The sequence below is a fragment of the Cupriavidus sp. 09_S30 genome (genome assembly GCF_056930435.1).
The window spans coordinates 2,102,583-2,126,354 of sequence record NZ_JBXOWI010000001.1 but is presented as its reverse complement, the minus strand read 5'-3'; the positions used below and the strand labels follow the sequence as shown (position 1 = coordinate 2,126,354).

21 protein-coding genes are annotated in these 23,772 nt (G+C 62.3%); 13 read left to right on the top strand and 8 right to left on the bottom strand.

Features of this window, described 5'->3' with window-relative positions; genetic code table 11:
* The 5 genes from tadA (at nucleotide 1) to AC1Z3O_RS10075 (ending at nucleotide 4,731) form a co-directional block, all read left to right on the top strand.
* Entirely contained in the window at nucleotides 1–603 is a 603-nt protein-coding gene (gene tadA, locus AC1Z3O_RS10095; protein WP_483515587.1) for a tRNA adenosine(34) deaminase TadA, read from the top strand.
* Nucleotides 600–1,556 carry a muramoyltetrapeptide carboxypeptidase gene (ldcA, locus tag AC1Z3O_RS10090; protein ID WP_483515586.1) on the top strand — a complete coding sequence of 319 codons (957 nt, stop codon included), beginning with the start codon at nucleotides 600–602 and terminating at the stop codon, nucleotides 1,554–1,556. Before tadA ends, ldcA begins: the two co-directional genes overlap by 4 nt.
* 217 nt (nucleotides 1,557–1,773) lie before the next feature.
* Entirely contained in the window at nucleotides 1,774–3,396 is a 1,623-nt protein-coding gene (locus AC1Z3O_RS10085; protein WP_483515585.1) for an ABC-F family ATPase, read from the top strand.
* A 665-nt stretch (nucleotides 3,397–4,061) separates the two neighbouring features.
* A complete protein-coding gene (locus AC1Z3O_RS10080; RefSeq protein ID WP_483515584.1) occupies nucleotides 4,062–4,283 on the top strand; it encodes a hypothetical protein in 222 nt (73 codons plus the stop codon).
* A 274-nt stretch (nucleotides 4,284–4,557) separates the two neighbouring features.
* Nucleotides 4,558–4,731, top strand: a complete 174-nt coding sequence (locus AC1Z3O_RS10075) for a hypothetical protein (RefSeq protein WP_483517671.1) — start codon at nucleotides 4,558–4,560, stop codon at nucleotides 4,729–4,731.
* A 173-nt stretch (nucleotides 4,732–4,904) separates the two neighbouring features.
* Here AC1Z3O_RS10075 and AC1Z3O_RS10070 read toward each other — a convergent pair whose 3' ends face one another.
* The gene (locus tag AC1Z3O_RS10070) at nucleotides 4,905–5,528 is read right to left on the bottom strand and encodes a hypothetical protein (protein WP_483515583.1); all 624 of its coding nucleotides are present in this window, start codon (nucleotides 5,526–5,528) and stop codon (nucleotides 4,905–4,907) included.
* 538 nt (nucleotides 5,529–6,066) lie between these two features.
* Between AC1Z3O_RS10070 and AC1Z3O_RS10065 the strand changes: the two genes are divergently transcribed.
* The 8 genes from AC1Z3O_RS10065 to AC1Z3O_RS10030 all read left to right on the top strand — a co-directional run bounded on the left by AC1Z3O_RS10065 (nucleotide 6,067) and on the right by AC1Z3O_RS10030 (nucleotide 16,165).
* Entirely contained in the window at nucleotides 6,067–6,678 is a 612-nt protein-coding gene (locus tag AC1Z3O_RS10065; RefSeq protein ID WP_483515582.1) for a restriction endonuclease, read from the top strand.
* 229 nt (nucleotides 6,679–6,907) lie between these two features.
* Nucleotides 6,908–7,363, top strand: coding sequence for a cupin domain-containing protein (locus AC1Z3O_RS10060; protein ID WP_483515581.1), 456 nt, complete (start codon nucleotides 6,908–6,910; stop codon nucleotides 7,361–7,363).
* A gap of 742 nt (nucleotides 7,364–8,105) precedes the next feature.
* Nucleotides 8,106–9,446, top strand: coding sequence for an MFS transporter (locus tag AC1Z3O_RS10055; RefSeq protein ID WP_483515580.1), 1,341 nt, complete (start codon nucleotides 8,106–8,108; stop codon nucleotides 9,444–9,446).
* A gap of 81 nt (nucleotides 9,447–9,527) precedes the next feature.
* The gene (locus AC1Z3O_RS10050; RefSeq protein ID WP_483515579.1) at nucleotides 9,528–10,793 is read left to right on the top strand and encodes a mandelate racemase/muconate lactonizing enzyme family protein; all 1,266 of its coding nucleotides are present in this window, start codon (nucleotides 9,528–9,530) and stop codon (nucleotides 10,791–10,793) included.
* Nucleotides 10,794–10,804: 11 nt separating this feature from the next.
* On the top strand, nucleotides 10,805–12,247 hold the full coding sequence (locus tag AC1Z3O_RS10045; protein WP_483515578.1) for an aldehyde dehydrogenase family protein: 1,443 nt from the start codon (nucleotides 10,805–10,807) through the stop codon (nucleotides 12,245–12,247).
* On the top strand, nucleotides 12,237–13,874 hold the full coding sequence (locus tag AC1Z3O_RS10040; RefSeq protein ID WP_483515577.1) for a GMC family oxidoreductase: 1,638 nt from the start codon (nucleotides 12,237–12,239) through the stop codon (nucleotides 13,872–13,874). Before AC1Z3O_RS10045 ends, AC1Z3O_RS10040 begins: the two co-directional genes overlap by 11 nt.
* Complete coding sequence (locus tag AC1Z3O_RS10035; RefSeq protein ID WP_483515576.1) at nucleotides 13,871–14,992, top strand: glycerol dehydrogenase; 1,122 nt, start codon at nucleotides 13,871–13,873, stop codon at nucleotides 14,990–14,992. Before AC1Z3O_RS10040 ends, AC1Z3O_RS10035 begins: the two co-directional genes overlap by 4 nt.
* Before the next feature lie 66 nt (nucleotides 14,993–15,058).
* Nucleotides 15,059–16,165, top strand: a complete 1,107-nt coding sequence (locus AC1Z3O_RS10030; RefSeq protein WP_483515575.1) for a LacI family DNA-binding transcriptional regulator — start codon at nucleotides 15,059–15,061, stop codon at nucleotides 16,163–16,165.
* Here AC1Z3O_RS10030 and AC1Z3O_RS10025 read toward each other — a convergent pair.
* The 7 genes from AC1Z3O_RS10025 to AC1Z3O_RS09995 form a co-directional block, all read right to left on the bottom strand.
* Nucleotides 16,159–17,223, bottom strand: coding sequence for a LacI family DNA-binding transcriptional regulator (locus AC1Z3O_RS10025; RefSeq protein ID WP_483515574.1), 1,065 nt, complete (start codon nucleotides 17,221–17,223; stop codon nucleotides 16,159–16,161). The genes AC1Z3O_RS10030 and AC1Z3O_RS10025 overlap by 7 nt on opposite strands.
* 348 nt (nucleotides 17,224–17,571) lie before the next feature.
* The gene (xylB, locus tag AC1Z3O_RS10020) at nucleotides 17,572–19,098 is read right to left on the bottom strand and encodes a xylulokinase (RefSeq protein WP_483515573.1); all 1,527 of its coding nucleotides are present in this window, start codon (nucleotides 19,096–19,098) and stop codon (nucleotides 17,572–17,574) included.
* The gene (locus tag AC1Z3O_RS10015) at nucleotides 19,095–19,226 is read right to left on the bottom strand and encodes a hypothetical protein (RefSeq protein ID WP_483515572.1); all 132 of its coding nucleotides are present in this window, start codon (nucleotides 19,224–19,226) and stop codon (nucleotides 19,095–19,097) included. The genes xylB and AC1Z3O_RS10015 overlap by 4 nt, the downstream gene beginning before the upstream one ends.
* A 100-nt stretch (nucleotides 19,227–19,326) precedes the next feature.
* Nucleotides 19,327–20,169: a carbohydrate ABC transporter permease gene (locus AC1Z3O_RS10010; RefSeq protein ID WP_483515571.1), complete on the bottom strand. Its 843-nt coding sequence runs from the start codon at nucleotides 20,167–20,169 to the stop codon at nucleotides 19,327–19,329.
* Nucleotides 20,166–21,251: an ABC transporter ATP-binding protein gene (locus AC1Z3O_RS10005; RefSeq protein ID WP_483515570.1), complete on the bottom strand. Its 1,086-nt coding sequence runs from the start codon at nucleotides 21,249–21,251 to the stop codon at nucleotides 20,166–20,168. Before AC1Z3O_RS10005 ends, AC1Z3O_RS10010 begins: the two co-directional genes overlap by 4 nt.
* Before the next feature lie 39 nt (nucleotides 21,252–21,290).
* On the bottom strand, nucleotides 21,291–22,235 hold the full coding sequence (locus tag AC1Z3O_RS10000) for a carbohydrate ABC transporter permease (RefSeq protein WP_483515569.1): 945 nt from the start codon (nucleotides 22,233–22,235) through the stop codon (nucleotides 21,291–21,293).
* Nucleotides 22,236–22,250: 15 nt separating this feature from the next.
* Nucleotides 22,251–23,561 (bottom strand): ABC transporter substrate-binding protein, encoded by a 1,311-nt coding sequence (locus AC1Z3O_RS09995; RefSeq protein ID WP_483515568.1) that lies wholly within the window; start codon nucleotides 23,559–23,561, stop codon nucleotides 22,251–22,253.
* Nucleotides 23,562–23,772 lie beyond the last annotated feature (211 nt).

The following is a 23,772-nucleotide window of genomic DNA, read 5'->3' as shown; positions in this document are numbered from 1 at the left end:
ATGAGCGACGCAGCCCTGACGGCTGGGCCCGACGCCGATGCCGAGCGCGACCGCCGCTACATGCGGGCCGCGCTCGAAGAGGCGCGCCTGGCGGAAGCCGCCGGCGAGGTGCCGGTGGGCGCCGTGGTGGTGTGGAACGACACCATCATCGCGCGCGGCCACAACCTGCCGATCCGTTCGGTGGACCCGTCCGCCCACGCTGAGATGCAGGCACTGCGCGCCGCAGCCAAGGTGCTGGGGAACTACCGCATGCCCGAGTGCGAGCTGTATGTCACGCTGGAGCCCTGCGCCATGTGCAGCGGCGCCATCATGCATGCCCGCCTGCGGCACGTGGTGTACGGCGCCAGCGATCCGAAGACCGGCGCCGCCGGCAGCGTGGTCAATCTCTTCGAGCAGGCGCAGTTGAACCACCAGACCACCGTGACGCGGGGCGTGCTGGCCGAGGAATGCGGTGGCATGTTGAAGGCATTCTTCGGTGCGCGCCGCCGCGCGCAAAAGGCCGCACAACAGGCCGCGCAGAAGGAGCACCAGGCCGGCGTCTTGCCTGAGCCGACCGACTTGGCCGATCCGACTACTCCATCCGAACCCCTACAAGACGCATGAGTTCGCCCGCCGTTTCGCAGCACACCGAAGTCCGGCTGATCGCATCCTCGGGATATCCGCATGACGTGGCCATCGCTGCGCGCGGCTGTGCCTGGCTCAAGGCCCACGGCTACCACGTAGGCAACCCGGACATTCTGGCGCGGCGCTACCTGCGCTTCGGCGGCACCGACGATGAGCGGCTTGCCGACCTGCATGCCATCGGCACCGGTGCCGCCGGCGAGCTGACCCTGGCGGTGCGCGGTGGCTACGGCATCGCGCGCCTGCTCGACCGCGTGGACTTTGAACGTATTGCCGGGCAGGCGAACGCGAGCGGCACGCCCATTGTCGGCCACAGCGATTTCACCGCCTTCCAGTTGGGCTACCTCGCCCGCACCGGGGGTGTCACCTTTGCCGGCCCGATGCTGCTGGCCGACTTCGGTGTGGAGAAGGTCGACACCTTCATGTGGGAGCACTTCGAAGGCGTGTTGCGCAACCCCGCGTACCGAATCGAGGTGCCGTCGCCGCAACAGGGTGGGCAGCCGTTCACGGACACTTTGTCCGGCATGCTGTGGGGCGGCAACCTGGCCATGCTGTGCAGCTTGCTGGGCACGCCCTATATGCCGGTGGTCGAGGGGGGCATCCTGTTCCTGGAGGATGTGAACGAGCCGCCGTACCGCGTCGAACGCATGCTGGTGCAGCTGATGCAGGCCGGCGTGCTGGGTACCCAGCGCGCCATCCTGCTGGGCGACTTTTCCAACTACCGCGTGACCGACTACGACAACGGCTATGACATGGCCTCCGTGGTGTCCTATCTGCGCGAGCGGCTGGCGCTGCCCGTGCTGACGGGGCTGCCCTTCGGACACTGCGCGCGCAAGCTCACCTTGCCCGTGGGCGGCCAGGCAAGCCTGGATGCAACTGCCGACGGTTTCTCGTTGTCGCTGTCCGCCTATCCGACACTGGCGCCGCGCGCCTGAGGCTATGCCCGTGACGGGCGCCTCGCATCTGCGCAGGCCGCCCGTCAATGGTAGAATTATCAGTTGATCTCCGAAATGCCGGCATCCGCCGGGCCAGGTTGCTAAACCGGCCCATCCGGCAGATGCGGCCACCGGCAGCGCGTGCCATGCGGCAGCCAGCCGGACCGGCAAGGCAAACCAGGCGCCGCGCGCCATCTCTCCCTACAAGGTTCCAGACGTGCTTTCTACCGCAAACATCACCATGCAGTTCGGCCCCAAGCCATTGTTCGAGAATATCTCGGTCAAGTTCGGCGAAGGCAACCGATACGGCCTGATCGGCGCGAACGGTTGCGGCAAGTCCACCTTCATGAAGATCCTGGGCAGCGATCTCGAGCCCAGCTCGGGCAATGTCATGCTCGAGCCCGGCATCCGCCTGGGCAAGCTGCGCCAGGACCAGTTCGCCTATGAAGACATGCGCGTGCTGGACGTGGTGATGATGGGCCACACCGAGATGTGGGCGGCCGCGCAGGAGCGCGATGCCATCTACGCCAATCCGGAAGCGACTGACGAAGACTATATGAAGGCCGCCGAGCTGGAGTCCAAGTACGCCGAGTACGACGGCTACACCGCCGAGGCGCGCGCGGGCGAGCTGCTGCTGGGCGTGGGCATCCCGACCGAGCAGCACCAGGGCTCGATGAGCGGGGTCGCGCCGGGCTGGAAGCTGCGCGTGCTGCTGGCGCAGGCGCTGTTCTCGAACCCGGACGTGCTGCTGCTCGACGAACCGACCAACAACCTGGACATCAACACGATCCGCTGGCTGGAGACCGTGCTCAATGAGCGCAACTCCACCATGATCATCATCTCCCACGATCGCCACTTCCTGAATTCGGTCTGCACCCACATGGCCGACATGGACTACGGCACGCTCAAGGTCTACCCGGGCAACTACGACGACTACATGGAAGCGTCGATGCAGGCCCGCGAGCGCCAGATGGCCGCCAACGCGCGTGCCAAGGAGCGCATCAGCGAACTGCAGGACTTCGTGCGCCGCTTCTCGGCCAACAAATCCAAGGCCCGCCAGGCGACCTCGCGTGCCAAGCAGATCGAGAAGATCAAGGTCGAGGACATCAAGCCGTCGTCGCGCCAGAACCCGTACATCCGCTTCGAGTTCGAGAAGAAGCTGCACAACCTGGCCGTAGAGGCGGAAGGCGTCACCAAGACTTACGACCGCAAGATCATCAACAACCTGTCGATGGCGATCCAGGCCGGCGAGCGCGTGGCCATCATCGGCGAGAACGGCGCAGGCAAGACCACGCTGCTGCGCAGCCTGCTGAACGGCGCCGTTCAGACCGGCGTGCAGCGCGGCGTCGAGGTTGACCGCGGCGCGATCAAGTGGGCCGAGAACGCCAACGTGGGCTACATGCCGCAGGACACCTACGAGGAATTCCCCGCTGACCGCGACGTGATGGACTGGATGAGCCAGTGGACCCAGGCCGGCGATGACGAAACCTCGCTGCGCGGCACGCTTGGCCGACTGTTGTTCTCGGCCGACGACATCAAGAAGAACGTCAAGGTCCTGTCCGGTGGCGAGAAGGGACGCATGATCTGGGGCAAGCTGATGCTGGGCCGCCACAATGTGCTGGCGCTGGACGAGCCGACCAACCACATGGACATGGAATCGATCGAGTCGATGCAGATTGCGCTGGACAAGTACCAGGGCACGCTGATCTTCGTCTCCCACGACCGCGAGTTCGTCTCCGGCCTGGCCACGCGCGTCATCGAAGTACGCACCGACGGCACGCTGACCGACTACCTGGGTACGTATGACGAGTACCTGGAGTCGCAGGGGATCGACGGCTGATCTCTGTTTAGTCTGTCAATAAAGGGCCGCCATTGCGCGGCCTTTTTTGTTGCCGAGCCTTCAGGTGATCGGGAGTTCCCCCAATCCTGATGTGCCCAATTTGTACCCAGGCTGTCCCATTTTGGACAAATTTTGGACTGTTGGTGTTGGTCCGGATGTCATGTGTCTTCGTCTCCATGGAGCATAGCGAGGGCGCGTGGGATCCCGGATGGGCACATACCGGGCATGCAGCGTTCCACGATATCTTGGGTGCGACATTTCTTTCCAAGATTGGCCGAGCAGCAACAAGGAAGGGGGGAATACACCAGGACTGCCTACGGGCGTTTGCAAGCCTGCTTGCACGACAGTCACCGTTCGAGCGCGTGCTAAAGTGACTGCTCTCCGTGAGAGGCGGATAGCGAGACAATTCTATGAGGGACGATTGTGGAACGTTTGATCTTTTCTCAATAGTGTTTCTCGTAGAGGTGGAGTAGCGCTGCCATAAGTTTTATGAGGGATGATGATTTTTCCTGGGAATGGTGCGGAGTTTTCAGGTGCCGTAGACTCTCTGATTGGAAAAATCTTCGCGCACCATTAACGGTGGCGGAAGCTTGCGAAATATGAGTTCTGCGGCGCATAATTTCCCGTCATTCGATTTCAACGTAAGCGCTGATGGAAAATAGATCGTGAGCTCGGCTGTTGTTGCAATCCTGTCTTCCATTGATTTTTGGAGATTTGCCGTTCCTCTATCGGGGGCCGTCGTGGCATGGTTCGTCAACGAGTGGCGTAAGCGCCTTGCAGATCAGTATCAGAGAAAAGAGGCAAACTACAAGGAATTATTGCGTTCGTTGCGAGGATTCTACCAGGGGGTAGAAAATTCTGATGCGCTGAGGCACTGGAGTTTCTGAATCAGCTTAACACCGCGTGGTTATATTGCCCGGATGAGGTAATAAAAAGAGGTTATGTTTTTCTTGGTAGTGTACACGACAAGTCAAGCGGCGCTGATAGTGAGATAGCGCTCGGTGAGTTTGTGGTGGCTATAAGGAAGGATCTTTTGAGTCGAAAGTTGGTGCGCATCACTAGGCTTTCCGCGGAGAATTTCAAGCACTTTGGTGTCAATAATAAATAGGTTTTGCTGGGCTCGGGATGGAGTAGGATTTTTTATGGAGTGAGATGATTTTTATGAAGGGGAAGGTACTGGCGCTCGGGATATCTGAGATGGGGTTCATCGTGCACGACCACGAATTCCTTAGCGGCCTGACCATGCGCGTCATCGAAGTGCGCATCGATGGCACGCTGACCGACTACCTGGGTACGTATGACGAGTACCTGGAGTCGCAGGGCATCAACGGCTGATTGCCAGTTCCGACCACCTCATTCATAATTGATCGGAGCTGCCTTCGGGCAGCCTTTTTTTGTTCCGCTACCGGGAAATCCGCGTAGTAGAGCGGTTTTCTCCGTTTTCCCTGAATACATACAACTTCAGAAGCAACCGATTGCCGAACAGAATTGGCCGCCGGTACCGGCACTCATTGACTGCGATAGTGGTCGAGCCAGCAAGAGAGCATCTGCCCATAGTAATGTAGGGCTTGAATCGCGCAAGTGGTTGGGTCGTTCCTCTCAAGTTGAAGGCCATTGTGAGACATAGGTACGGGCACTATTGCATACGTTGTCCGGTTGTCCTTACTGCCGATCCGCTCCTTTATGGGAACCAGAGCCGTAACAGCATCAGTGAAATTCAGGGAGAGGGTCGGCAAGACCGCTGCCGCATAGCGGGTTCGGTCGCGAACTATGTAGCTTGCTCCCCGCTGAATTGTCACTCCAGCGCCATCTGGCTTCGGTCCATGCCCCGAGTGCCACAGTACCCCTTGCCTATGAGACAGTTGGTCACGAGCGACTTTGATGTAGCGGATGAGCGGGTCTTTTCTTCTGTCCCTCCTTGACGCCATAAGGTGGGCATCATTTTGGAATTCGTCTTCAAATTGGTGATGAAGCTCATAGACCGCTTTCTCCCAGGCGCTGTTGACGTACCGAATGAACTGATCGAAGTGTTCCTCATAATCATGGATGCCCAAGCTCTCATTTTTTAGGGCCTTGGCGTGATTCTCTGCGCGGTCGAGGTCAATGAATGCGTCTTCAAGAAGAATCTTCATCTGTTAGTCTCTATTGACCAATTGCAAGGCAGGTGATGGTATCAAGCTGGTACATTGCTCTAGCGGCAACCCGCTAGAGGTGGGGTGTTGGGTTCAAGCAATGCAGTGCGCGACCTTGTCGGATAGATTTGCAGGTGGCGCGAGCTACGGTTCGCGGGAGCGTCGCGGACCAGAAAGGATGGGGATAATGGGTCGAAGGAAAAAGGAGCCGTCGCTAAGCGAAGCGTTGCTGGACGCGCCGTGGTGGGTATCGGCTGCCCTGGCGGTGGGAGCCTACATAGTGTTCCGTGGTCTGTTGCCCGCTGCATTCGCATCGAATTCATTTCTGACTGGAATTGCCATGATGAGTCGGTCGATGGCATGGGTTCCAACGGCGATGTTCGGCTTCCTTGCCGTGCTGTCATACATCCGTGAGCGACGACAGCGGGGAGGGGGTGACAAGCAGCAACAACCCAAGCCACGGACACAACGGCCCGGCGTCAGCCGGTCCAAGTCGCAACCGAGTCCAAGCCCATCGGATGTTCCGAGACAAGCCGGTATGCCTATCGAATCAAAGGTAGTCAGTAGACCGGCACCGAAGGCAACGGAAATCGGGAAGCCTGAGATCAATAGCTGGACGCTGGACGCGCTCAAGCTCTTAGAGTGGAAGCGGTTCGAACTGCTCTGCGTGGGGTATTACGAGGCGATGGGATTTAGGGTGGCGACTGTCCCTCACGGCCCGGACGGCGGGATTGACGCCACTCTGTACAAGGCGGGGCTAGATGTCCCTGTGGCTGTCGTCCAGTGCAAAGCTTGGGGCAAGCCTGTGAAGGTGGAGCAGGTGCGGGCGCTGGCCGGCGTTATGTATGAATGCAAGGTACGTAGGGGCGTCTTCTGGTCACTGTCTGGCTATGTCGGACGACCTGTGCAGGAATCGGCGGAGCGGGCCGGCATTCAATTGCTTGACGGGGCGGCCATTGTCGACAGGATTCGCGCACTGGACCAGTACAAGCAAGCGACGCTGCTGGCGCAGGCGTTTAAGGGCGACTACCGAACGCCTACATGCGCCGCCTGTGGAGTCAAGATGGTTGAGCGGGAAGGCAAGGCCGGACCGTTTTGGGGTTGCATAAACTATCCCCCTTGCAGGGTCAGGCTGCCTCGCGCCGTATAACCGCTGAATCAGTCCAACTTGCGAGACAAGTCGCTGACTTGCAGATGCGAGTACCTGGAGTCGCAGGGCATCAACGGCTGAGGCCGGAGCGGGAGCATCCGCCGCCGGTCGGACGGATCGCCGCAACAAGGAAAAGGGTCGCCTCAAGCGGCCTTTCTTTCATGGCTTGGCTACAATCGCGGGCATGCCCGCCACCCCCTCGGCGTGCCCGATCCGGACGAGATAGACCATGCACCAGCCCCGCGAACTGTTGACCGCCGCTGAGATCGGCGCGATGGAACCGGACTGTTCGGTTCATCCCCTGAACGCGAACGCCGTGCGCCTGAAGAAGTCGCTGGGAGACATGGCCGGCCTGACGCAGTTCGGCTTCCACCTGATGACCTTGATGCCGGGCCGGGAGTCGACCGAGTACCACCGGCATCTCCATGCCGAGGAGTGTGTCTACATTCTCTCCGGCAGCGGGGAGGCGGTCATCGACGGCAAGGCCTATACGGTCAATCCCGGGGATTTCATGGGGTTCCCGCGCAATGGGGCGGCCCATGCGATGCGCAATGCCGGCGCCGAGCCGCTGGTCTACCTCGTCGCCGGCGACCGCGGCGAATACGATGTCTGCGATTATCCGCGGCAGCGCAAGCGCCTGTACAAGGCCGGATCCAACAAGGTGTTCGTCGACCTCGACCAGTAGGCGGCACTGCGCCGAGGCGGCGCGGCCCGCAGCGCCTTGCCCAGTTCCCGCGCCGGCTGCGGGACAGCGGCGCGGGACAGACCGGGGCGGGGATGCGTTCAGCGTGTCGCTTGCTTCGTTTGCGATTGACGTCCCGCTCTGCTTTGCGACGAGGCATCTGGAACCAATGCTGCGTAATGGTAACCCCTAGTTTGCGCTAAAAAATGACGTACGCTACCATTCATCCGTGCCATGAGATGAGCCAAGTTAGCTTCCAGGGTTTGGCAGAAAATAGGGGGATAACCGGCGGCTAGCGAATCATCGTTTGATGTTCTTTTGGTCATAATTTACGCTAAAATGCAAACGCTATCATCGAGTTGTGGCTGTATCAATACTGCAGGACAGCGGATTTCTACTTGGCGTCATCGTTACCGCACCCTGGGCGCGCTTGCCATCGCCATCGCCATCGGTGGTCGGAGGTGTGGACGATGACTTCCCATTTCTTCCGTGTCTGCGCACGGGCGATGGTGTGAGCGTCTCAATGCGCCGGGCACAAGGTGCATTCGTACGGTGCTGGTCGCGGGAGGGGCAGCGTTGCAGTTATCCACGAGGCGGGATAAGGCAGTTTGCCGCTGTTAGTGGTGGGCGCCTTGGGTCTGGTATTACCAGCATCCGCCGACATTGAATGCAGATAGCGCAACGGCCGAATGAATCAAGACAACAAAGGCGAAAACCTAACGCCTTGAATAATAGGAGACCGTGGATGCAATACCCCCTTCCGTCAGGCAGGCGATCCAATATACGCTGGCAGGTTGCAGCGCTGATGGGGATAGCTATCGCCATCAACTATCTCGACCGTGCGGTCTTGTCAGTGGTGGCGCCGCAGTTGCAAAAAGAATTCGATCTGAGTTCGGTGCAGATGGGCTTCATCATGTCTGCATTCTTCTTCTCCTACGCCTTTCTTCAATTGCCGTCCGGGATTATCGCGGACCGCCTGGGGCCGAAAAAGCTGCTGGGTATCTCGGTGCTGTCGTGGTCACTGGCCACGGCGATGACCGGGTTTGCGACGGGATTCAAGTCATTGATCGCACTCCGGGTCGCCCTGGGAATAGGCGAGGCAGGGACTTACCCGAGCAACGCGGGCGTGATGTCCCGGTGGTTCCCTCAGAATGAGCGGGGTACCGTCGCGGCGATCTTCGACTGTGGACTGAAAGTCGGCGGCACCATGGCGATTCCGCTGGTCGCCTGGGTTCTGGTTTCGTTCAGCTGGAAGATGACTTTTGTCGCAGCCGGAGGATTGGGGATCATCTGGTTCCTGGCCTGGACTATCGTTGCCAGGGATTCGCCGGCGAACCATCCGCGCGTGAATGCCGCGGAGCTTCAGCACATTCAAGGGGGCTTGCCATCACCGGAATCAACGGCCAATGCCGGGATGAAATGGTATCGCCTGCTGGCCTATCGCAATATCTGGGCCATGTGCATCGGCCATTTCATTATCAACTATAACGCCTACTTCTTTATCACCTGGATGCCCACGTATCTTGTGAAAGAGCGCGGCATGAGTTTCACGGAAATGGGTTGGATGACCTCGCTGACCCTGGCCGTGGCGTTGGTATTTGAATTTGCTTCCGCGCGGATACTCGATCGCTTATACGAGTCCCGTATTTTGTCTCTGACCGCCACAAGGAAGCTCGGGCTTGTCGTCGGTCTTGTGCTGGCAGCAAGCATCGGTCTGGCGCCACTCGCCGACTCGGCGGTCATGGCAGTGGTATTGCTCGGCATCACGAAAACCGGACTCGGCATCGCTGCCTGCCAATTGTGGGCCTTGCCCGCAGATGTCGCACCGGCCAACACGGCTTCGACGGTCGCGGGCGTCCAGAACACCGTGGCCAATTTGGGTGGGGCCCTTGGTCCGATCGTTACCGGCGCCATCGTCAGTGCGACCGGGTCATTCGGACTGGCCTTGGTGTTTTCAGCCGTGCTCGTTGGGATTGGCATTTTTAACTACGTCTTCCTTTTGAGCAGGGTGGAGCCTCTTGCTGTCCCGCGCGAAACCGCACATCTGGGTCGGCAAGACGCTCTGAACACGGTGTCCAGCCTCTAGTGCGCCGCGTGCTTCGAGCGTTCTCGAACAGGCGGAATATGAACGCACGCAAATGACTTCAATTCGGGATTTAAAACGCTGTTGGAACGGTTGCCATCAGGCGACCAAATAGAACCTGGAAGGAGATTTCTCATGTCTGTGATTGATTCGATTGAGCTGTACCTCGTGCAGTCGCCGTTGCCGGCTCCCTTTTCCCCATCGTGGGTGGTCAAGGGGACGCGTTCGACGACCAACTTCTACCTGGTGCGCCTGCGCACCGATGACGGTGTCGAAGGCTTCAGTGCGTTCTCGGCGACGTCGCGCGAGCGCGCCGGCATGGGCGATGCACTGGCATCGCTGCTGCTCGGGAAAGACATTCACGACCAGGAGCACCTCATGGAGATGCTCCGAATTCCGGCGTACGGAGGCTTTCGCAACTTCTGGATCGAGCCGGCCTTCTGGGACATCCGCGGCAAGCTTGCCGGCAAGCCCGTCTACGAACTGCTTGGAGGCAAGGCGCAGACGTTGACGCTGTACGCATCGGCTGGCGAGGTCAAGGAGCCGGCCGAGCGCATCGAGGAAGCGCACGCTCGCTACGAGGAAGGCTTCCGCTTGATGAAGATGCGCGTCCACGACTTCGATGAGGCAGTCGATATCCGGCATATCCAGGAGCCAGCCGCTGCCCTGGAAGGCAAGATGAAGTTCGCGGTGGACTGCAATCAGGCCTTTTGGTACACGGGCGCCGGTCCCGGGCCCAAATGGGACCTGGCGCGCGCAAAACGATTCTGCGACGCGGCGGCCGAGGCCGGGCTCGCATGGGTGGAGGAGCCGCTGTTCATGGAGTGGCACGACCAGATGGCTGAGCTGACCGCGTACTCGCGCGTGCCCGTCTCCGGCGGCGAACTGCATACCGGCGGGCTGGTCGAGCTGCGCGCGATGATCGAAAAGAAGTGCTACCACATCTACCAGCCGGATGCGATGTGGACCGGTGGTATCGAGCAGACGTTGGCCATCGCTCGGCTGGCGCGCGCTGCCGGTGCGAAGTTCACCACGCACACCTGGAGCAACGGCATTGGCTTCGCGGTCAATCTGAACGTGATGCTGGCGAGTGGTTTTGCCGGCGAGGTCGAGTTCGAGTATCCGCTGAACCCGCCGGGCTGGACGCCTGAAGCCCGCGATGCTGTGCTCATGAAGCCGTGGCTCCACGAACGCGGCAAGCTCGCGGCGCCTACGGAACCAGGCCTGGGTTTTGAGATCGACGAGTCTGCGCTCGCACGTTATGGGCGCTGCTTCTTCCGTGCCAACCGCAAGGCGGTCTCGTGGATGCCCGAGGCTCTCGCCAACCTGCAAGCACCCACGCAACGCTGAGGAGGCTGGCCATGGCAGGCAAGTACGAATACTCGTCGATCGTGGCTGGATCGCAGCGCGCGGCGCAGGCGCACGTCTTCCAGACGATCAATCCAGCGGCCCCCGGTGAGGTGGTTGGCGTCTACCGCTCCGCCGGCGCGGTAGACGTGGCTGACGCCGTGTCGTCGGCACAATCGGCTCAGCGGGAATGGGCGCGGGTGCCGGGCCTGGAGCGCCAGGTCCGCGTCGAGGCCTTCCTGGCACGGCTGGAATCCAGCCTTGCCGAGATCGCTGAGGCCATTACGCTGGAGATGGGCAAGCCCCTCGCCGAGGCGCGGGGTGAGATCGAATGGTCGATGCTCGAGGCACGCCATATGGCGGCCGAATGTGCCCGCCCGATTGGCGAGGTCATGCCATCGCGGCGACCGGCCATGCGCAATCTGGTACTGCGGCGCCCGCGCGGCGTGATCGCTGCGATCACGCCCTGGAACTATCCGTTCCTGACACCCATGCGGAAGATCGTTCCGGCGCTGGTGTATGGCAATGGCATCGTCCTCAAGCCATCCGAGTTCACTCCCGCGACGGCGTGCAAGATTGCCGAGGCCGCGGAAGGCATCCTGCCTGCCGGCCTGCTTAATGTCGTGCTCGGGCATGCGGAGACGGCGCAGGCGCTCGTTTCGGATCGGCGTGTCAAGGGCATTACCTTCACCGGTTCCGTACCTACCGGACGCAAGATCGCGGAAGCCGCGGCGAGAAATCTCGCCGAAGTCTCGCTTGAACTCGGTGGCAAGAACGCCGTCGTCCTCGTTGATGTCGACGACATGGATCGCTGCCTGGACGAGGTGCTGGCCGGTGCCCTGGCCAATGCTGGCCAGCGCTGCACGGCAGTGAGCCGGGTTCTGGTACAGCGCAACCTGGTGGCCAAGGTCGAGGATGGGCTTGCCGCGCGCATGGGCGCCGTGAAGGTCGGCCCGGGCATGGCGGCAACCACGCGCATGGGACCCGTGGCGAACGAGGCCCAGCATCGCAAGGTCAAGGAGATGATCGAATCCGCGTGCAATGCGGGAGCCAGGCTCCTTGCGGGCGGGGCCATGCATCCTTCCCCGGGCGATGGTCTGTTTGTCCGGCCGACCCTGCTGGGCGTCTCGCCGCAGATGCGTGCGGCACGGGAGGAGATCTTTGGTCCGGTGCTCTCGCTGCTCGCGTTTGATTCGGTCGATGAAGCGCTCTCCATGGCAAACGATGTCGACTACGGGCTGGCCGCTTCGCTGTTCTCGAACGACAACCGCGTGATTCAACGTTTCGTGGACGAGTGCGAGGCAGGCATGCTGCACATCAACCACCAGACCGCTACGGATCCCAATATGCCCTTCATCGGTGTCAAGGACTCCGGCGTAGGTGCTGGCTCTGTTGGGCGTTCGGCAAGCGCCTTCTACACCACCGAACATTCGGTCTATCTGCGCTATGGCAACTGAAAACGGCGAGCTTCTGGATGCCCACTGCGATTTCATCATCATTGGTGCGGGGTCGGCCGGCTGCGTGCTTGCCGATCGCTTGAGTGCGAATGGCCGCTGGAAGGTGATCGTGCTGGAGGCCGGCGGGGAGCATGATCGGCTCTTTGTACGCATGCCGCTCGGGTATGGGAAGCTGTTCAACGACCCTAGCCTCAACTGGTGCTACGAGACGGAGCCCGACCCGCGTCTGGGCGGTCGGTCAGATTTCTGGCCGCGCGGGAAGATCCTTGGCGGTTCAAGTTCGATCAACGCCATGGTTTACATCCGTGGCCAGCGGGAGGATTTCGATGGCTGGGGGGCGCTAGGAAATTCGGGCTGGGATTTCGCTTCCGTATTGCCCTATTTCCGAAGATCGGAGGACAACGACCTCGGTTCCGGGCCGCTGCACGGCACTGGTGGACCCTTGTCGATCTCCAGCATCGATGGTCAGGCCCATCCGACGATCCGCGCAATGATCGACGCGGGGGTGAATCTCGGCTTCCCGCTCAATCACGACTTCAATGGACAGTCGCAGGAGGGAGTCGGGCTCTATCAGTTCGCATTCCGTCATGGCCGTCGTAGCAGCAATGCTGTGGCCTTCCTCGAGCGGGCGCGCGGGCGAGCCAATGTGGAAGTCTGGACAAATACACTCGTTGATCGCATCACTTTCCAAGACCGATCCGCCGACGCGGTTGAATTGCTGCGCGATGGCCGCCGCATCCGTTTGCGTGCGACGAAGGAGATTCTGCTGTGTGCTGGCGCGATCGGCTCGCCGGCCATCCTGGAACGCTCCGGCGTCGGCGACGGTGAGCTACTGCGCAAACGTGGGGTGCCGGTTGTTCACCACAATCCCCAAGTCGGCGCGAACCTGCAAGACCACACCCAGTGCGGTATGGCCTGGAAGGCGGCGGTGCCGACCGTGAACAACCTGTTGGATACCTTCCCAAAGCAGGTGGTGGCCGGCATCCAGTACGTATTCGCCCGCAGCGGTCCACTTTCCCTGAGTATCAACCAGGGGGGCGCCTTCCTGCGTACGCGTCCGGAGCTCGGCAGGCCGGACACCCAGCTGTACTTCGTACCGATGAGTTTCAATCCGGACCCGGCCAAGCCGAAGATGTCGCCAGACGCGTTCCCAGGTGTATTGATGACGGTCAGTCCTTGCCGGCCAACGAGCCGCGGCAGCGTGCACATCAAAGACCCGGAGCCTGCAACCGCTCCCGCCATCATGCCCAATGTGCTGAGTACGGATGAGGACATGCGTGTCATGGTCGACAGCTTGAAGATCCTGCTGCAGCTCGCGGATACGCGCCCGCTCGCGGAGCTGCTGGTGGAGCGCATCCGCCCCGGCGGGTCACTGGCTACCGATGATGATCTTGCGCGCCACGCGCTGGCCACGTGCAAGACGACATACCACGCATCGGGGACTTGTGCGATGGGCCCCGATGCAGGGATGGCGGTGGTCGATCCGGCTCTGCGGGTCCACGGCCTTCGCAAGCTGCGCGTCATCGACGCCTCGGTCATGCCGACGGTGGTGTCAGGCAATACCAATGCCGCTACCACCATGATCGGAGAAAAGGGAGCCGATCTCATACTGGAGACCCATCAATGAGCAATGTGACACTGGCCGCTAACGATCACGTGGCCTTCGGCGCGCCCGGGCGCTACCTGCAGGGTCCCGGGCTTCTCGCCGCGCTAGGCGATGTCGTGCAAACGCTCGGTCGTCGACCGCTGGTCCTGGTCGACCAAGGCTTGCTGGGTGCGCTGCACGGCGATCTGCAGGCCGGCCTGGGCAGTATTGGCGCTGCGGCCCGCATCGAGCCCTTCGCCGGAGAGTGTACGGAGGCAGCGATCGCCGCTGCCGCGGAAGCAGGCCGAAGCGCGGGCTGTGACGTGATCGTTGGCATCGGCGGCGGCAAGACAATCGACACAGCCAAGGGAGCGCGTATCGCGCTGGATTGTCCCATGGTTGTCGTTCCCACAGCCGCGTCCAACGACGCGCCAACCAGCCGTCTTGTCGTCATCTATGACGAGCAGCACGTTCTGGTCGGTACGCGCCTGATGTCCTCCAGCCCTGATGTTGTGCTGGTGGACACCGAGATCATCGCACGCGCCCCTGCACGCTTCCTGCGGGCCGGAATCGGCGACGCCATATCCAAGCGATTCGAGGCAAGTGAGGCCGTAGCTGCGCGCGGCCGCAATTTCTTCGGCGGCCGCGGTGGCAGCACTGCGCTGGCGATCGCGCGCAACTGCTATTGGATCATCCGCGCCGATGCAGAGGCCGCGCTAGCCGATGTGGCTGCCCAGCGCTGTTCGGATGCGCTGGAGCGCCTGGTCGAGGCGTGCGTGTTGGGAAGCGGCCTGGGGTTCGAGAGCGGTGGCCTCTCCATTGCGCATTCGCTGTTGCGCGGCTTCTCGCTGGTGCCCTCTCTCGCGACCGCCCTGCATGGCGAACAGGTCGCCGTCGGCCTGCTCGTGCAGTTGCACGCCGCACCTTCGCCTGGCGTGGACGTGGCGGACCTGATTCGCTTTTATCGACGCATCGGTTTGCCCTGTACGTTGCAAGACCTGGGTTGCACCGAACGCCTGGAGGACGTTGTTCCGCGTATCGTCGAACGAACGGTGCGTACGTCCCCCTATATTGGCAATTTCGGGAGCAAGGTCACGGAAGCCGATCTCGCTTCAGCGATCCTGCGCGCGCACGAAGCTGTCGGGCACATCGAAGATTGAGCCGGGCTACAACCCCACCTGGCCTGACGCAGGCTCGTCGTCATCGCCGCCCGGCCTGAAATTCCCGTGCTGCAGATCGGCTATCATGCCGGCAGCAGAACTCATTTGAATGCCGGAATGGCTCAAGACATACTCGCGGCAAAGCCGCGCCGCCGCCGCTCGGGGGGGAGCGTGCGCATCGAGCAGGTTGCGAAAGTGGCCGGCGTGTCGACGAGCACGATCTCGCGCGTGCTGAACACACCGGCCACGGTGTCCGAGCGGACGCGGGCCCAGGTATGGGCCGCTATCGAGGCCACCGGCTACGTACCGAACCGGCTGGCCGGCAGCCTGGCGACCAGCCGCGCCCGCTCGGTCGGCCTGATCATTCCGCACATCATGAGCTCGGTATTCTCCGAGCTGGTACGTGGCCTGGCTGACAAGCTTGCCGCTGCAAACTACGAACTGATGCTTGGCCTGAGTGGCTATTCCTCCGCGCGAGAACTGGAACATGTAAGAGCCTTCCTCGGTCAACGTGTTGCCGGTCTGGTGATGGTCGGCTTCTCGCGCGCCCCCGAGACGCGTGAGCTGCTCAAGGAGGCCGGGATTCCGGTGGTCGAGACTTCGGATCTCGGCCGCGAAGCCATCGACATGACAGTCGGATTTTCGAATCGGGATGCTGCGCGCGCCATGGTCGAGTTTCTCGCCAGTTGTGGCTACCGGCGCATCGCCTTGGTCTCGCAGTCCACAATGGACAACGATCGCGAGCTATCACGCCGGGAGGGCTACCTGAGTGCAATGGAGGCGCTCAATGCCCAGCCGCTGGTCGTCGAGGCCTCCAACAGCTTGGCCGGCGGGACCGAAGCGTTCGGGAATGTGCTCGCGCTCGCCCCGGACGTCGAGGCCATTTTCTGCACCAACGATATGCTGGCGGCCGGCTGCATCCTGGAGGCCGAGCGTCGTAACATCCGGGTACCTGATGACGTCGGGGTGGCTGGCTTCGGCGATATTGACCTGGCCCAGGAGTTCGTTCCGGCCCTGACCACCGTGCGCGTGCGACGGTACGAGGTTGGCGCTGAAGCGGGGTCACTGCTTCTCGACCGCATTGGCGGGCGGACGCCCGAGGCGACAGTATTGGATCTGGGGTTCGACCTGATTCCGCGAGGCTCGACCCGGCGACTTCGCAGATCTCAGTAGGCCGCAGCGGTGGCACTTCGCGTTGACCCACGCGCCACGATTTCGAAACCAAGGTCTACAGTTCGGGCCGGGCGGCTCGGGTCTTCCAGGCGCTCCAGCAGCAGGCGCGCCGCGGTGGCGCCGATTTCGTAGCGCGGGATCTTGACGGTCGTAAGTCCTGGCACGAACTCCTGAGCAAGATCGATATCGTCGAACCCGGCGATACCGATGTCGTCCGGAACGGCGATGGAGCGTCGCCGCGCCTCCAGCATGCAGCCAATGGCCAGAATGTCGTTCGTACACATGACCGCGTCCAGATTCGGGTACTGGGACATCAGCTGAACGAAGGCTCGGGCCCCTCCGGCGAGACTGGAATCGATCTCGGTGATGAGGCTTGGGTCATCGGCCAGTCCCAGCGCGCGGACCGCCGCACTGTAGCCGGACTGGCGTCCCGCCGAGCGGTCGTTGTGGGCGGCCGGGGTGGAGATGAGGCCGATGCGGCGATAGCCGCATTTGGCGAGGTGTTCGACCATTGCATAGGCGGCCTTCTCGTTCGAGTATCCGACGCACATGTCGATTGCCGAGGCGTCGACGGTGGACGTCTCGACGATGGGGATGCCGGCCTGCTTCAACAGCGCGTGTACCCGCTCCGCATGCACCGCGCCCGTCAAGGAAAGCCCCGCCACCCGCTGGCCGAGAAAGGAGATGACGTGGCGCAGCTCGGCCTCAGGAGAGTAGCCGCTAAGCGCGAGCAAGAGATTGTAGCCGGCAGGGACCAACACTTCGGTCATGCCTTGCACTCGTTCGGCAAACGACGAATTCCCGATATGAGGCAGGATCAGTCCAATCGTGCGCGACCGGTTGGAGGCCAGGCCACCAGCCAGCCGATTGGGGATGTAGCCGGTCTTCTCGATGGCGGCCTGAATGATCGCACGTGTGGCCGGCGAAACGGTCTCGGGCTTGTTGATAGCCCGCGATACGGTCATCGGTGCCACACCCGCCACGCGAGCTACGTCTTCGAGGCTGTGCGTCCTGCCGGGCGCGCGGCGTGCGCCCGGCAGGGGAGGCGGCTTGGTCATGATGGCTTAACCGTGAAGGGTCATAACAGTATGACTCGATGCTGGAAATCGTGTATCGGGGCCAGACACGCGCAAGCGCGCCCATTCGGCCGTATTCCCAGGATTCCGAGTACCTGGCGCCATCCAGGCTTCAGGATGCAGCCCGAATGAGCAAGGAAGGCCACGTATTCTAACTTCACAGCTGGCGCGGAGGGCGAACAGAGCTACTCCCCGTCAGTGATGTCGCCCACGACGCAGGCAACGGCCGCCCTGGCGGAGCGAAGCCGTTCGCATGCGCCCCTGGAATCGGAAGGATCCCGGTCTGATGGGTGCACGCCTTCCATCAGACCGGGATCGATGTATTCTCCATCAGCGTTTCGTGGGCCCGGCCGCCTCGGCCACCCTCGCCAGCCCGTGATGGATGGGCGCGAGCGCGGCCTGCGTCTGCTTGTATAGTTGGAACAGCTCATCGTAGATAGCGCGGCGACCCGGGTCGGGTGAAAGCACCTCGACCACGCGGGCACAGCGGCGTGCCGCCTCGACTTCGCTTGCGAAGGCACCGATCCCGACGCCTGCGAGCAGCGCCGCGCCGAACGATGCGTCGGTGACGGCGGGCAGCCTGATCTGTACTCCCAACACGTCGGCCACGATCTGCCGCCAGGTGGCGCTGCGAGCGCCGCCGCCAATGATTCGCGCCGACTCGAAAGTCATGCCTTGTGCGGTGAACTGTTCCTGCACCTCACGCAATGAAAAGGCGATGCCTTCGTAGAGGGCGCGGACCAGGTGACCGCGATCATGCCGGAACGTCAAGCCGACGAAGCTCGCGCGCAGCAGCGGATCCCAGTGGGGCGCGCGCTCTCCCTGCAAGTAGGGGTGAAACAGCAGGCCGTCGGCGCCCACGCCCGCGTTCGCTGCCATGCGTTCCATGTCATCGAAGGCCTCCCGGCCGCTCCGGCCGTCCTCCATGAAGAATCGATCTCGCAGCCAGCGATGGGCGGATGCACAGCTATTGGTTCCTGTGATCGTGTACCAGCTATCCGGGATGGCGAACGGGTAATTGATCAGCGTGAGGTGCACCGCCGGCGAGCGGCCGACGATGCTGACGGTGCCGGCCGTGGCGAGCTTGACAGTTCCATCACCGGGCTCGACCGAACCTGCGCCGAACACCTCGGCAGAGGTGTCCGACGTGCCGCATACCACCGGCGTGCCAGCCGCCAAACCGCACTCGGCCGCTGCCCGTGCGCTCACCGTGCCCACCACCGTAGTCGGGCTGACCAAGGGGGGCAACGTGTCCCGGTCCCAGCCGATCATGCCGCACAGCTCCTCGGACCAACCGTGATGCAGCGGGTCGAACAGCAGCGTGCCGGCCGCCTCGGTCTCGTCGGTCTCCCACGTCCCGGTCAGTCGAGAGCGCAGCCAGTCCTTGGCGACATAGACCCGACGCGTCGCCGCGACGACGTCCGGCTCGTGCTTGGCGAGCCACTTGAACTGCGGCAGCGTCCAGGTCGGTGTGGCGCGGTTCAGGCCGAGTTCGAGGATGCGGGCCCCATGCTCGCGTTCGAGTTCGGCCGCTTCCGCGCCGCTGCGCTGGTCGCTCCAGAGGATGGCCGGTCTCAGAACCCGGCCGCTCGCGTCCTCGAGCACGGGCGTGTGTGCGCCGGCACTGAAGGAGACTGCCGCGATCTCATCCGCCTTGGCGCCGGCCTCCGCCAGCGCACGTGGCACCGTGTTGCAGATGGCGTACCACCAGTCGGCGGGATTCTGTTCGCTCCAGCGCGGCTTCGGGGAGTACGTCTTGACGTCGAGCGAGGCGCTGCCGCGCACCCGGCCCGTCGTGTCGATGATCATCGTCTTGAGACTGCCGGCGCCGAGGTCGATACCCATCAGGAGGCTCATTGACGTACCTCCACTTCGACACCGTGTTCGATTTCAATCGCGCTCTCCGCATCGCGCGGCGCCACCATGTCGAGGGTGAGCGGGATCCTCGGATCGAGGCCGTTCTTGAGCATTTGCAGTTTGTCCATGCCAGTGTTCGGTTCGCGGCGCAGCCGCGGGTTGCGGAGTACACCGCACGCCGTGGCGGCGTGCGGTGGTACAGGCCAGGGAGGCGGGAAGGGCTGCCATTCAACCCTTCATCGCGCCCCCCGAAAGGCCTTGGATAAAGAAGCGGTTGAGGAAAACGTAGGCCGCAAGCAGCGGTAGTACGATCATCACGGCGGAAGCCATCATCAGGCCCCATGCGCTGGCGAACGAACCCTGTAGCGATGCGACGCCGAGTGGCAACGTCTTCACGCTATCCGAGGTGATCATCACCAGAGCGTGTATGAAGTCGTTCCAGGAGATCAGGAAGGTGAAGATCCCAACCGTGATGAGGCCAGGCACGGCAAGGGGCAGGATGACCCGCACGAACGCACCCAGGCGAGAGCAGCCGTCGATCATGGCAGCCTCCTCCAACTCAAAGGGCAGCGTTGAGAAGAAGCCCCACAGCATCCAGATTCCCAAAGGCATTGTCACGGACAGGTGGGAAATGATCAGCGCCAGCCGCGTGTCGGCCAGGCCGGCCTGCACCATTAGCACATAGAGTGGGATCAGTGTGAGCAGGGGAGGGAACATGTAGGAAAACAGCATGCCGATCACCAGCATCCTGCGCCCCCTGAAGCGCCGCCGCGCGACGGCGTAGGCGACAAAGGAGGCCAGCACCAGGGTGATGACCGTGGTCGCGGCTGCGACGATGGCCGAGTTCGCGTACTGCCGGTCAAAGGCATAGACCTCGAAGAGCTTGCGGTACTGATCCAGCGTCAGATCGCTCGGCAACAGCGAGATCGATTCCGCGATCACGTCGTCGCTGCGCAGGCTGGTCAGCACCGCCCAGTACACCGGAAACACCGAGTAGGCAACGAGCGCGAGAATGGCCAGCCACATCAGCAGCCGTGCCGGGCTGAGCCGGCGAGAAGTTTCGGTCTTCATGCGTGCTCCCATGGCGGCGAGATCCGGCCACCCGTCGCCTCGTCGAACAGGTGCAGATCGTGGGCCTGCACGCTCAGCGGGATCTGCTCGCCCGCGGATGCCGAGGTTCTCTTGGTGAGTACTTGAAGTCGCTGGCCCGCGCACTGTCCGACAATCAGCGTCGTGCTGCCCAACTGCTCCACGACGTCGACCCGCAGGTCCAGGCGGGATTCGCCTTCACCGGTCGTGTCGGAGACGCGGATGTGCTCCGGGCGAATACCGACCCGCAGTGCCGCCCCAGTTGCCAGCCCGATCGAACCCGGCAGCCGGATGCCCGCATTGCCGATCTGCAGCTCCAACTCGCCCGCCGTGGCGCGCAGCAGGTTCATCTCGGGAGAGCCGATGAACCCCGCGACAAACAGGGTCTGCGGACGGTCGAAGATCTCGAGCGGCGTGCCGACCTGCTCGATGCGCCCCTCGTGCATGACCACGACTTTCTGCGCCAGGGTCATCGCTTCGACCTGGTCGTGCGTCACATAGATCATCGGCTTCTCGATGCGCCGATGCAGCTTCCAGATTTCCTCGCGCATCTGTACCCGCAGCTTGGCGTCGAGATTGGAAAGCGGCTCGTCGAGCAGGAACAGGCGGGCGTCGCGCACCAGGGCGCGGCCGAGCGCGACGCGCTGCATCTGCCCGCCCGACAGCTGTCTGGGCTTGCGCTGCAGCAAGTTCTTCAGTCCGAGAAGGTCCGAAGCATTGTCGACGCGCCGGGTGATCTCGTCGGCAGCGACGTTCCTCATGCGCAGCCCAAATGCCAGGTTCTGGGCTACGGTCTTGTGCGGATACAGCGCATAGTTCTGGAAGACCATCGCGATATCACGATCCTTCGGATCCAGGTCGGTGACATCGTGATCGCCAATGAGAATGCGCCCGCTGGTGGCGGTCTCCAGCCCGGCGATCATGCGCAGGGTGGTAGTCTTGCCGCATCCCGATGGGCCGAGGAAAACGCAGAGTTCCGCGTCTTCCAGCGTGAGGGTGGCGCCGCGGACGATCTCCACGTCGCCGAAGCGCTTGCGCAGGTTGTCGAGTCTGAGTGCAGTCACGGTGCAGGAAGGTGAGGGGGATGAGATGGGGGGCTTGTGCTAGCGCTCGTTCTGCCGGTCGATGGGCAGGACTTTCATCGCAACTACCACAACGAGCAGCAATAGCAGGAAGGAGGTGGTGGCAACGGCTGCCCCGCCACCAAGGTCGAACTGAAGGAATGCCTTTCGGTACGACAGCAGTGGCAAGGTTTCGGTGGCACCTAGCGGTCCCCCCTTGGTTGCAAGCCAGATGACGTCGAAGTTGTTGAATACCCAGATCATGCGTAGCAGCACGATGATCGAAAGCACCTCGGCCAACTGGGGCAATGTGATGTGAATGAACTGCCGCAGCCTGTTTGCGCCATCCACCCGTGCCGCCTCGTAGAGCGATAACGGAATGTTCTGCAGCGCGGCCAGGATCGAGACGACCATGAACGGCGTCCATAGCCAGAAGCCAAGGAAGACCACCTGTGCCATGGCGGGGCCAGGTTGCTCTCCCCAGGCAATCAACGGCAGCCCGACGGCGCGCATCAGTATCGTCACGATTCCGATCGAGCCATCGGTCATCCAGCGGAAGATCGTGACGGCGACGATGGCTGGCATCAGCATCGGCAGCACGACGGCGGCACGCACCGCCGTTCGGCCACGGAACTGCTGGTTCAGAAGCAGCGCAACGCCCAGGGCGAAGGCGACCTGAACCGTGACAGACGACACGGCGAACGAGGCGCCATTGAGCGCCGCGTTGTATAGGTCAGGATCCTTCAGCACCTGCGCAAAGTTCTCCCAACCGGCGAAGCTGGGCGTGCCGCCGAAGGCGAATGACTGCACCTTGTAGAGCGCCAGGGCTCCGCCCATGATGAGCGGCACCACAATGATCAGTACGGTGATCAGGGCCGAAACCCCAACCATGCCGTTGAGCATGGCTTCCGCTGGCGAACGCAGCCACCGCCGCCTGGTCCGGACGGACCGCTGCGCTGGCTTGTCTAGTGTGGAAATGGTGAGCATGGTCAGTTTCCCGGATCAAGCGGCGACAGCCTGGCGCAGGATCTTGGCGCCAATGTCGACGCATTGGGCCGACGGCGTGTTGCGCAGCAGCCGCTCCTGCATCATCCTTGGCAGCGCCCAGGACTCGAATGCCCTGCCGGCACGCATATCAATGGCCGGCCCTTCGGTGTCGACGGAGCGCAAGGTCACGTTGTCGCGCTCCGCCAGCGAGCGCATGAAGGCCACTTCGTCCGGAGCGGCGAGCACCATCGGGCTGCTCTTGTAGCGCGGGTCGTCATAGACATCGAGCCGCGGCGGCTGGAAATGCAGCGGCCGGGTCAGGATGTAGTCGACATAGGCGTTCTGTGCGAACCACTCCATGAATCGCATGGCGTTGTCGGAATTGCGCGACTTCATCACCATGAAGCCGTCGTAGCCGTGATTGACTGCGGAGGACTTGCCGTCGCTGCTCGGGTAGGCGGCCAAGCCGAACTTGCCGGCCAGCCGGCTCTTGTCGCGGATGGCGCCCTCGATGATCGCGCCGGAGAAGCCGGTGTGGCCGACATTGCCGCTCATCAGGGCCTGCAGCGGCTCCAGATAGCCGGCCTGCGAGACGCCGGGCGGCATGGTCGGGTAGAGCTCGGCGAGGAAGTCCAGCACGCGCATCGCGCGGGGCTTGATGTCGGCGCTGTCGAGGACCACGTTCCACCTGTCGTCGAACAGGCGCACCCCTTCCGCCCAGAAGAACGGCGCGGTGATCCACTGTGCCGCGCCGCCGTTGCCGATCGGGAAGATGCTGCCGAACTTGCCCTTGCCGTCGGTCATCGCACGACTGATCGTCAGGAAATCCTGCTGCGAGATGGGTGGCTTCCAGCCCCGCTCGGCATAGATGTCCTTGCGGTAGTGGAGCATCGAAAAGTTGTAGTCATAGGGGTACCACCACACTTCGCCCGCGATCGGGAAGAGGATGTTCCGCCCCCACTTGTGCTTTGCCGTGAGGCTGGTCAGCGGCATCAGCGCCCCCTGCTTCTGCAGTAGCGATACATGCGCGATGAAGCCAGTCTGCGCGATGTCGTAGGGGTTGCCGGCCCGGATCGAGGCCAGCAGTTTCGGCCACATCTCGTCCAGTGAGTTCGTGTCGATCTCTACCTCGATGCCGGTTTCCTGGGTGAAGCGGGCGCCGGCCTGCTTCAGCGCACGCAATGAGTCGACCTGTGACTCGACGTTCAGTATGCGCACCTTTTTCGGCGCCTGCGCGCGAGCGAAAGGGACGATGGTGGATGCCGCGGCTGCGGCAGCCATGCCGAGAACCCGGCGGCGGGAATGAAGGGAAGTGGTGTTTGTCATCGTGTCTCCTCTGGGGATCAAGACGATCCCTCTGTTTGCTGGGGATGTTAGACAGGACCCAAATGAAATGCAAGCGCTATCATTTTCCTTTAATCGGGGATTTCCCTAGGAAAAATGGATTTTTGTGCAGAGGCTTGCTGGAATCTTAATCGCGCTTGATTGCCTAATATGAATGACGCTACCATTGCCGATCACAAGACACGGCGAGGAG

Excerpts from the sequence above, each read along its gene's own strand:
- AC1Z3O_RS10010 (WP_483515571.1), bottom strand. The coding sequence starts at position 20,169 with ATGAAGACCGAAACTTCTCGCCGGCTCAGCCCGGCACGGCTGCTGATG.
- AC1Z3O_RS10065 (WP_483515582.1), top strand. The coding sequence starts at position 6,067 with ATGCCTATCGAATCAAAGGTAGTCAGTAGACCGGCACCGAAGGCAACG.
- AC1Z3O_RS10075 (WP_483517671.1), top strand. The coding sequence starts at position 4,558 with ATGAAGGGGAAGGTACTGGCGCTCGGGATATCTGAGATGGGGTTCATC.
- ldcA (WP_483515586.1), top strand. The coding sequence starts at position 600 with ATGAGTTCGCCCGCCGTTTCGCAGCACACCGAAGTCCGGCTGATCGCA.
- AC1Z3O_RS10040 (WP_483515577.1), top strand. The coding sequence starts at position 12,237 with ATGGCAACTGAAAACGGCGAGCTTCTGGATGCCCACTGCGATTTCATC.
- AC1Z3O_RS10000 (WP_483515569.1), bottom strand. The coding sequence starts at position 22,235 with ATGCTCACCATTTCCACACTAGACAAGCCAGCGCAGCGGTCCGTCCGG.
- AC1Z3O_RS10060 (WP_483515581.1), top strand. The coding sequence starts at position 6,908 with ATGCACCAGCCCCGCGAACTGTTGACCGCCGCTGAGATCGGCGCGATG.
- AC1Z3O_RS10070 (WP_483515583.1), bottom strand. The coding sequence starts at position 5,528 with ATGAAGATTCTTCTTGAAGACGCATTCATTGACCTCGACCGCGCAGAG.
- AC1Z3O_RS09995 (WP_483515568.1), bottom strand. The coding sequence starts at position 23,561 with ATGACAAACACCACTTCCCTTCATTCCCGCCGCCGGGTTCTCGGCATG.
- AC1Z3O_RS10025 (WP_483515574.1), bottom strand. The coding sequence starts at position 17,223 with ATGACCAAGCCGCCTCCCCTGCCGGGCGCACGCCGCGCGCCCGGCAGG.
- tadA (WP_483515587.1), top strand. The coding sequence starts at position 1 with ATGAGCGACGCAGCCCTGACGGCTGGGCCCGACGCCGATGCCGAGCGC.
- AC1Z3O_RS10015 (WP_483515572.1), bottom strand. The coding sequence starts at position 19,226 with ATGGACAAACTGCAAATGCTCAAGAACGGCCTCGATCCGAGGATCCCG.
- AC1Z3O_RS10035 (WP_483515576.1), top strand. The coding sequence starts at position 13,871 with ATGAGCAATGTGACACTGGCCGCTAACGATCACGTGGCCTTCGGCGCG.
- AC1Z3O_RS10055 (WP_483515580.1), top strand. The coding sequence starts at position 8,106 with ATGCAATACCCCCTTCCGTCAGGCAGGCGATCCAATATACGCTGGCAG.
- xylB (WP_483515573.1), bottom strand. The coding sequence starts at position 19,098 with ATGAGCCTCCTGATGGGTATCGACCTCGGCGCCGGCAGTCTCAAGACG.
- AC1Z3O_RS10045 (WP_483515578.1), top strand. The coding sequence starts at position 10,805 with ATGGCAGGCAAGTACGAATACTCGTCGATCGTGGCTGGATCGCAGCGC.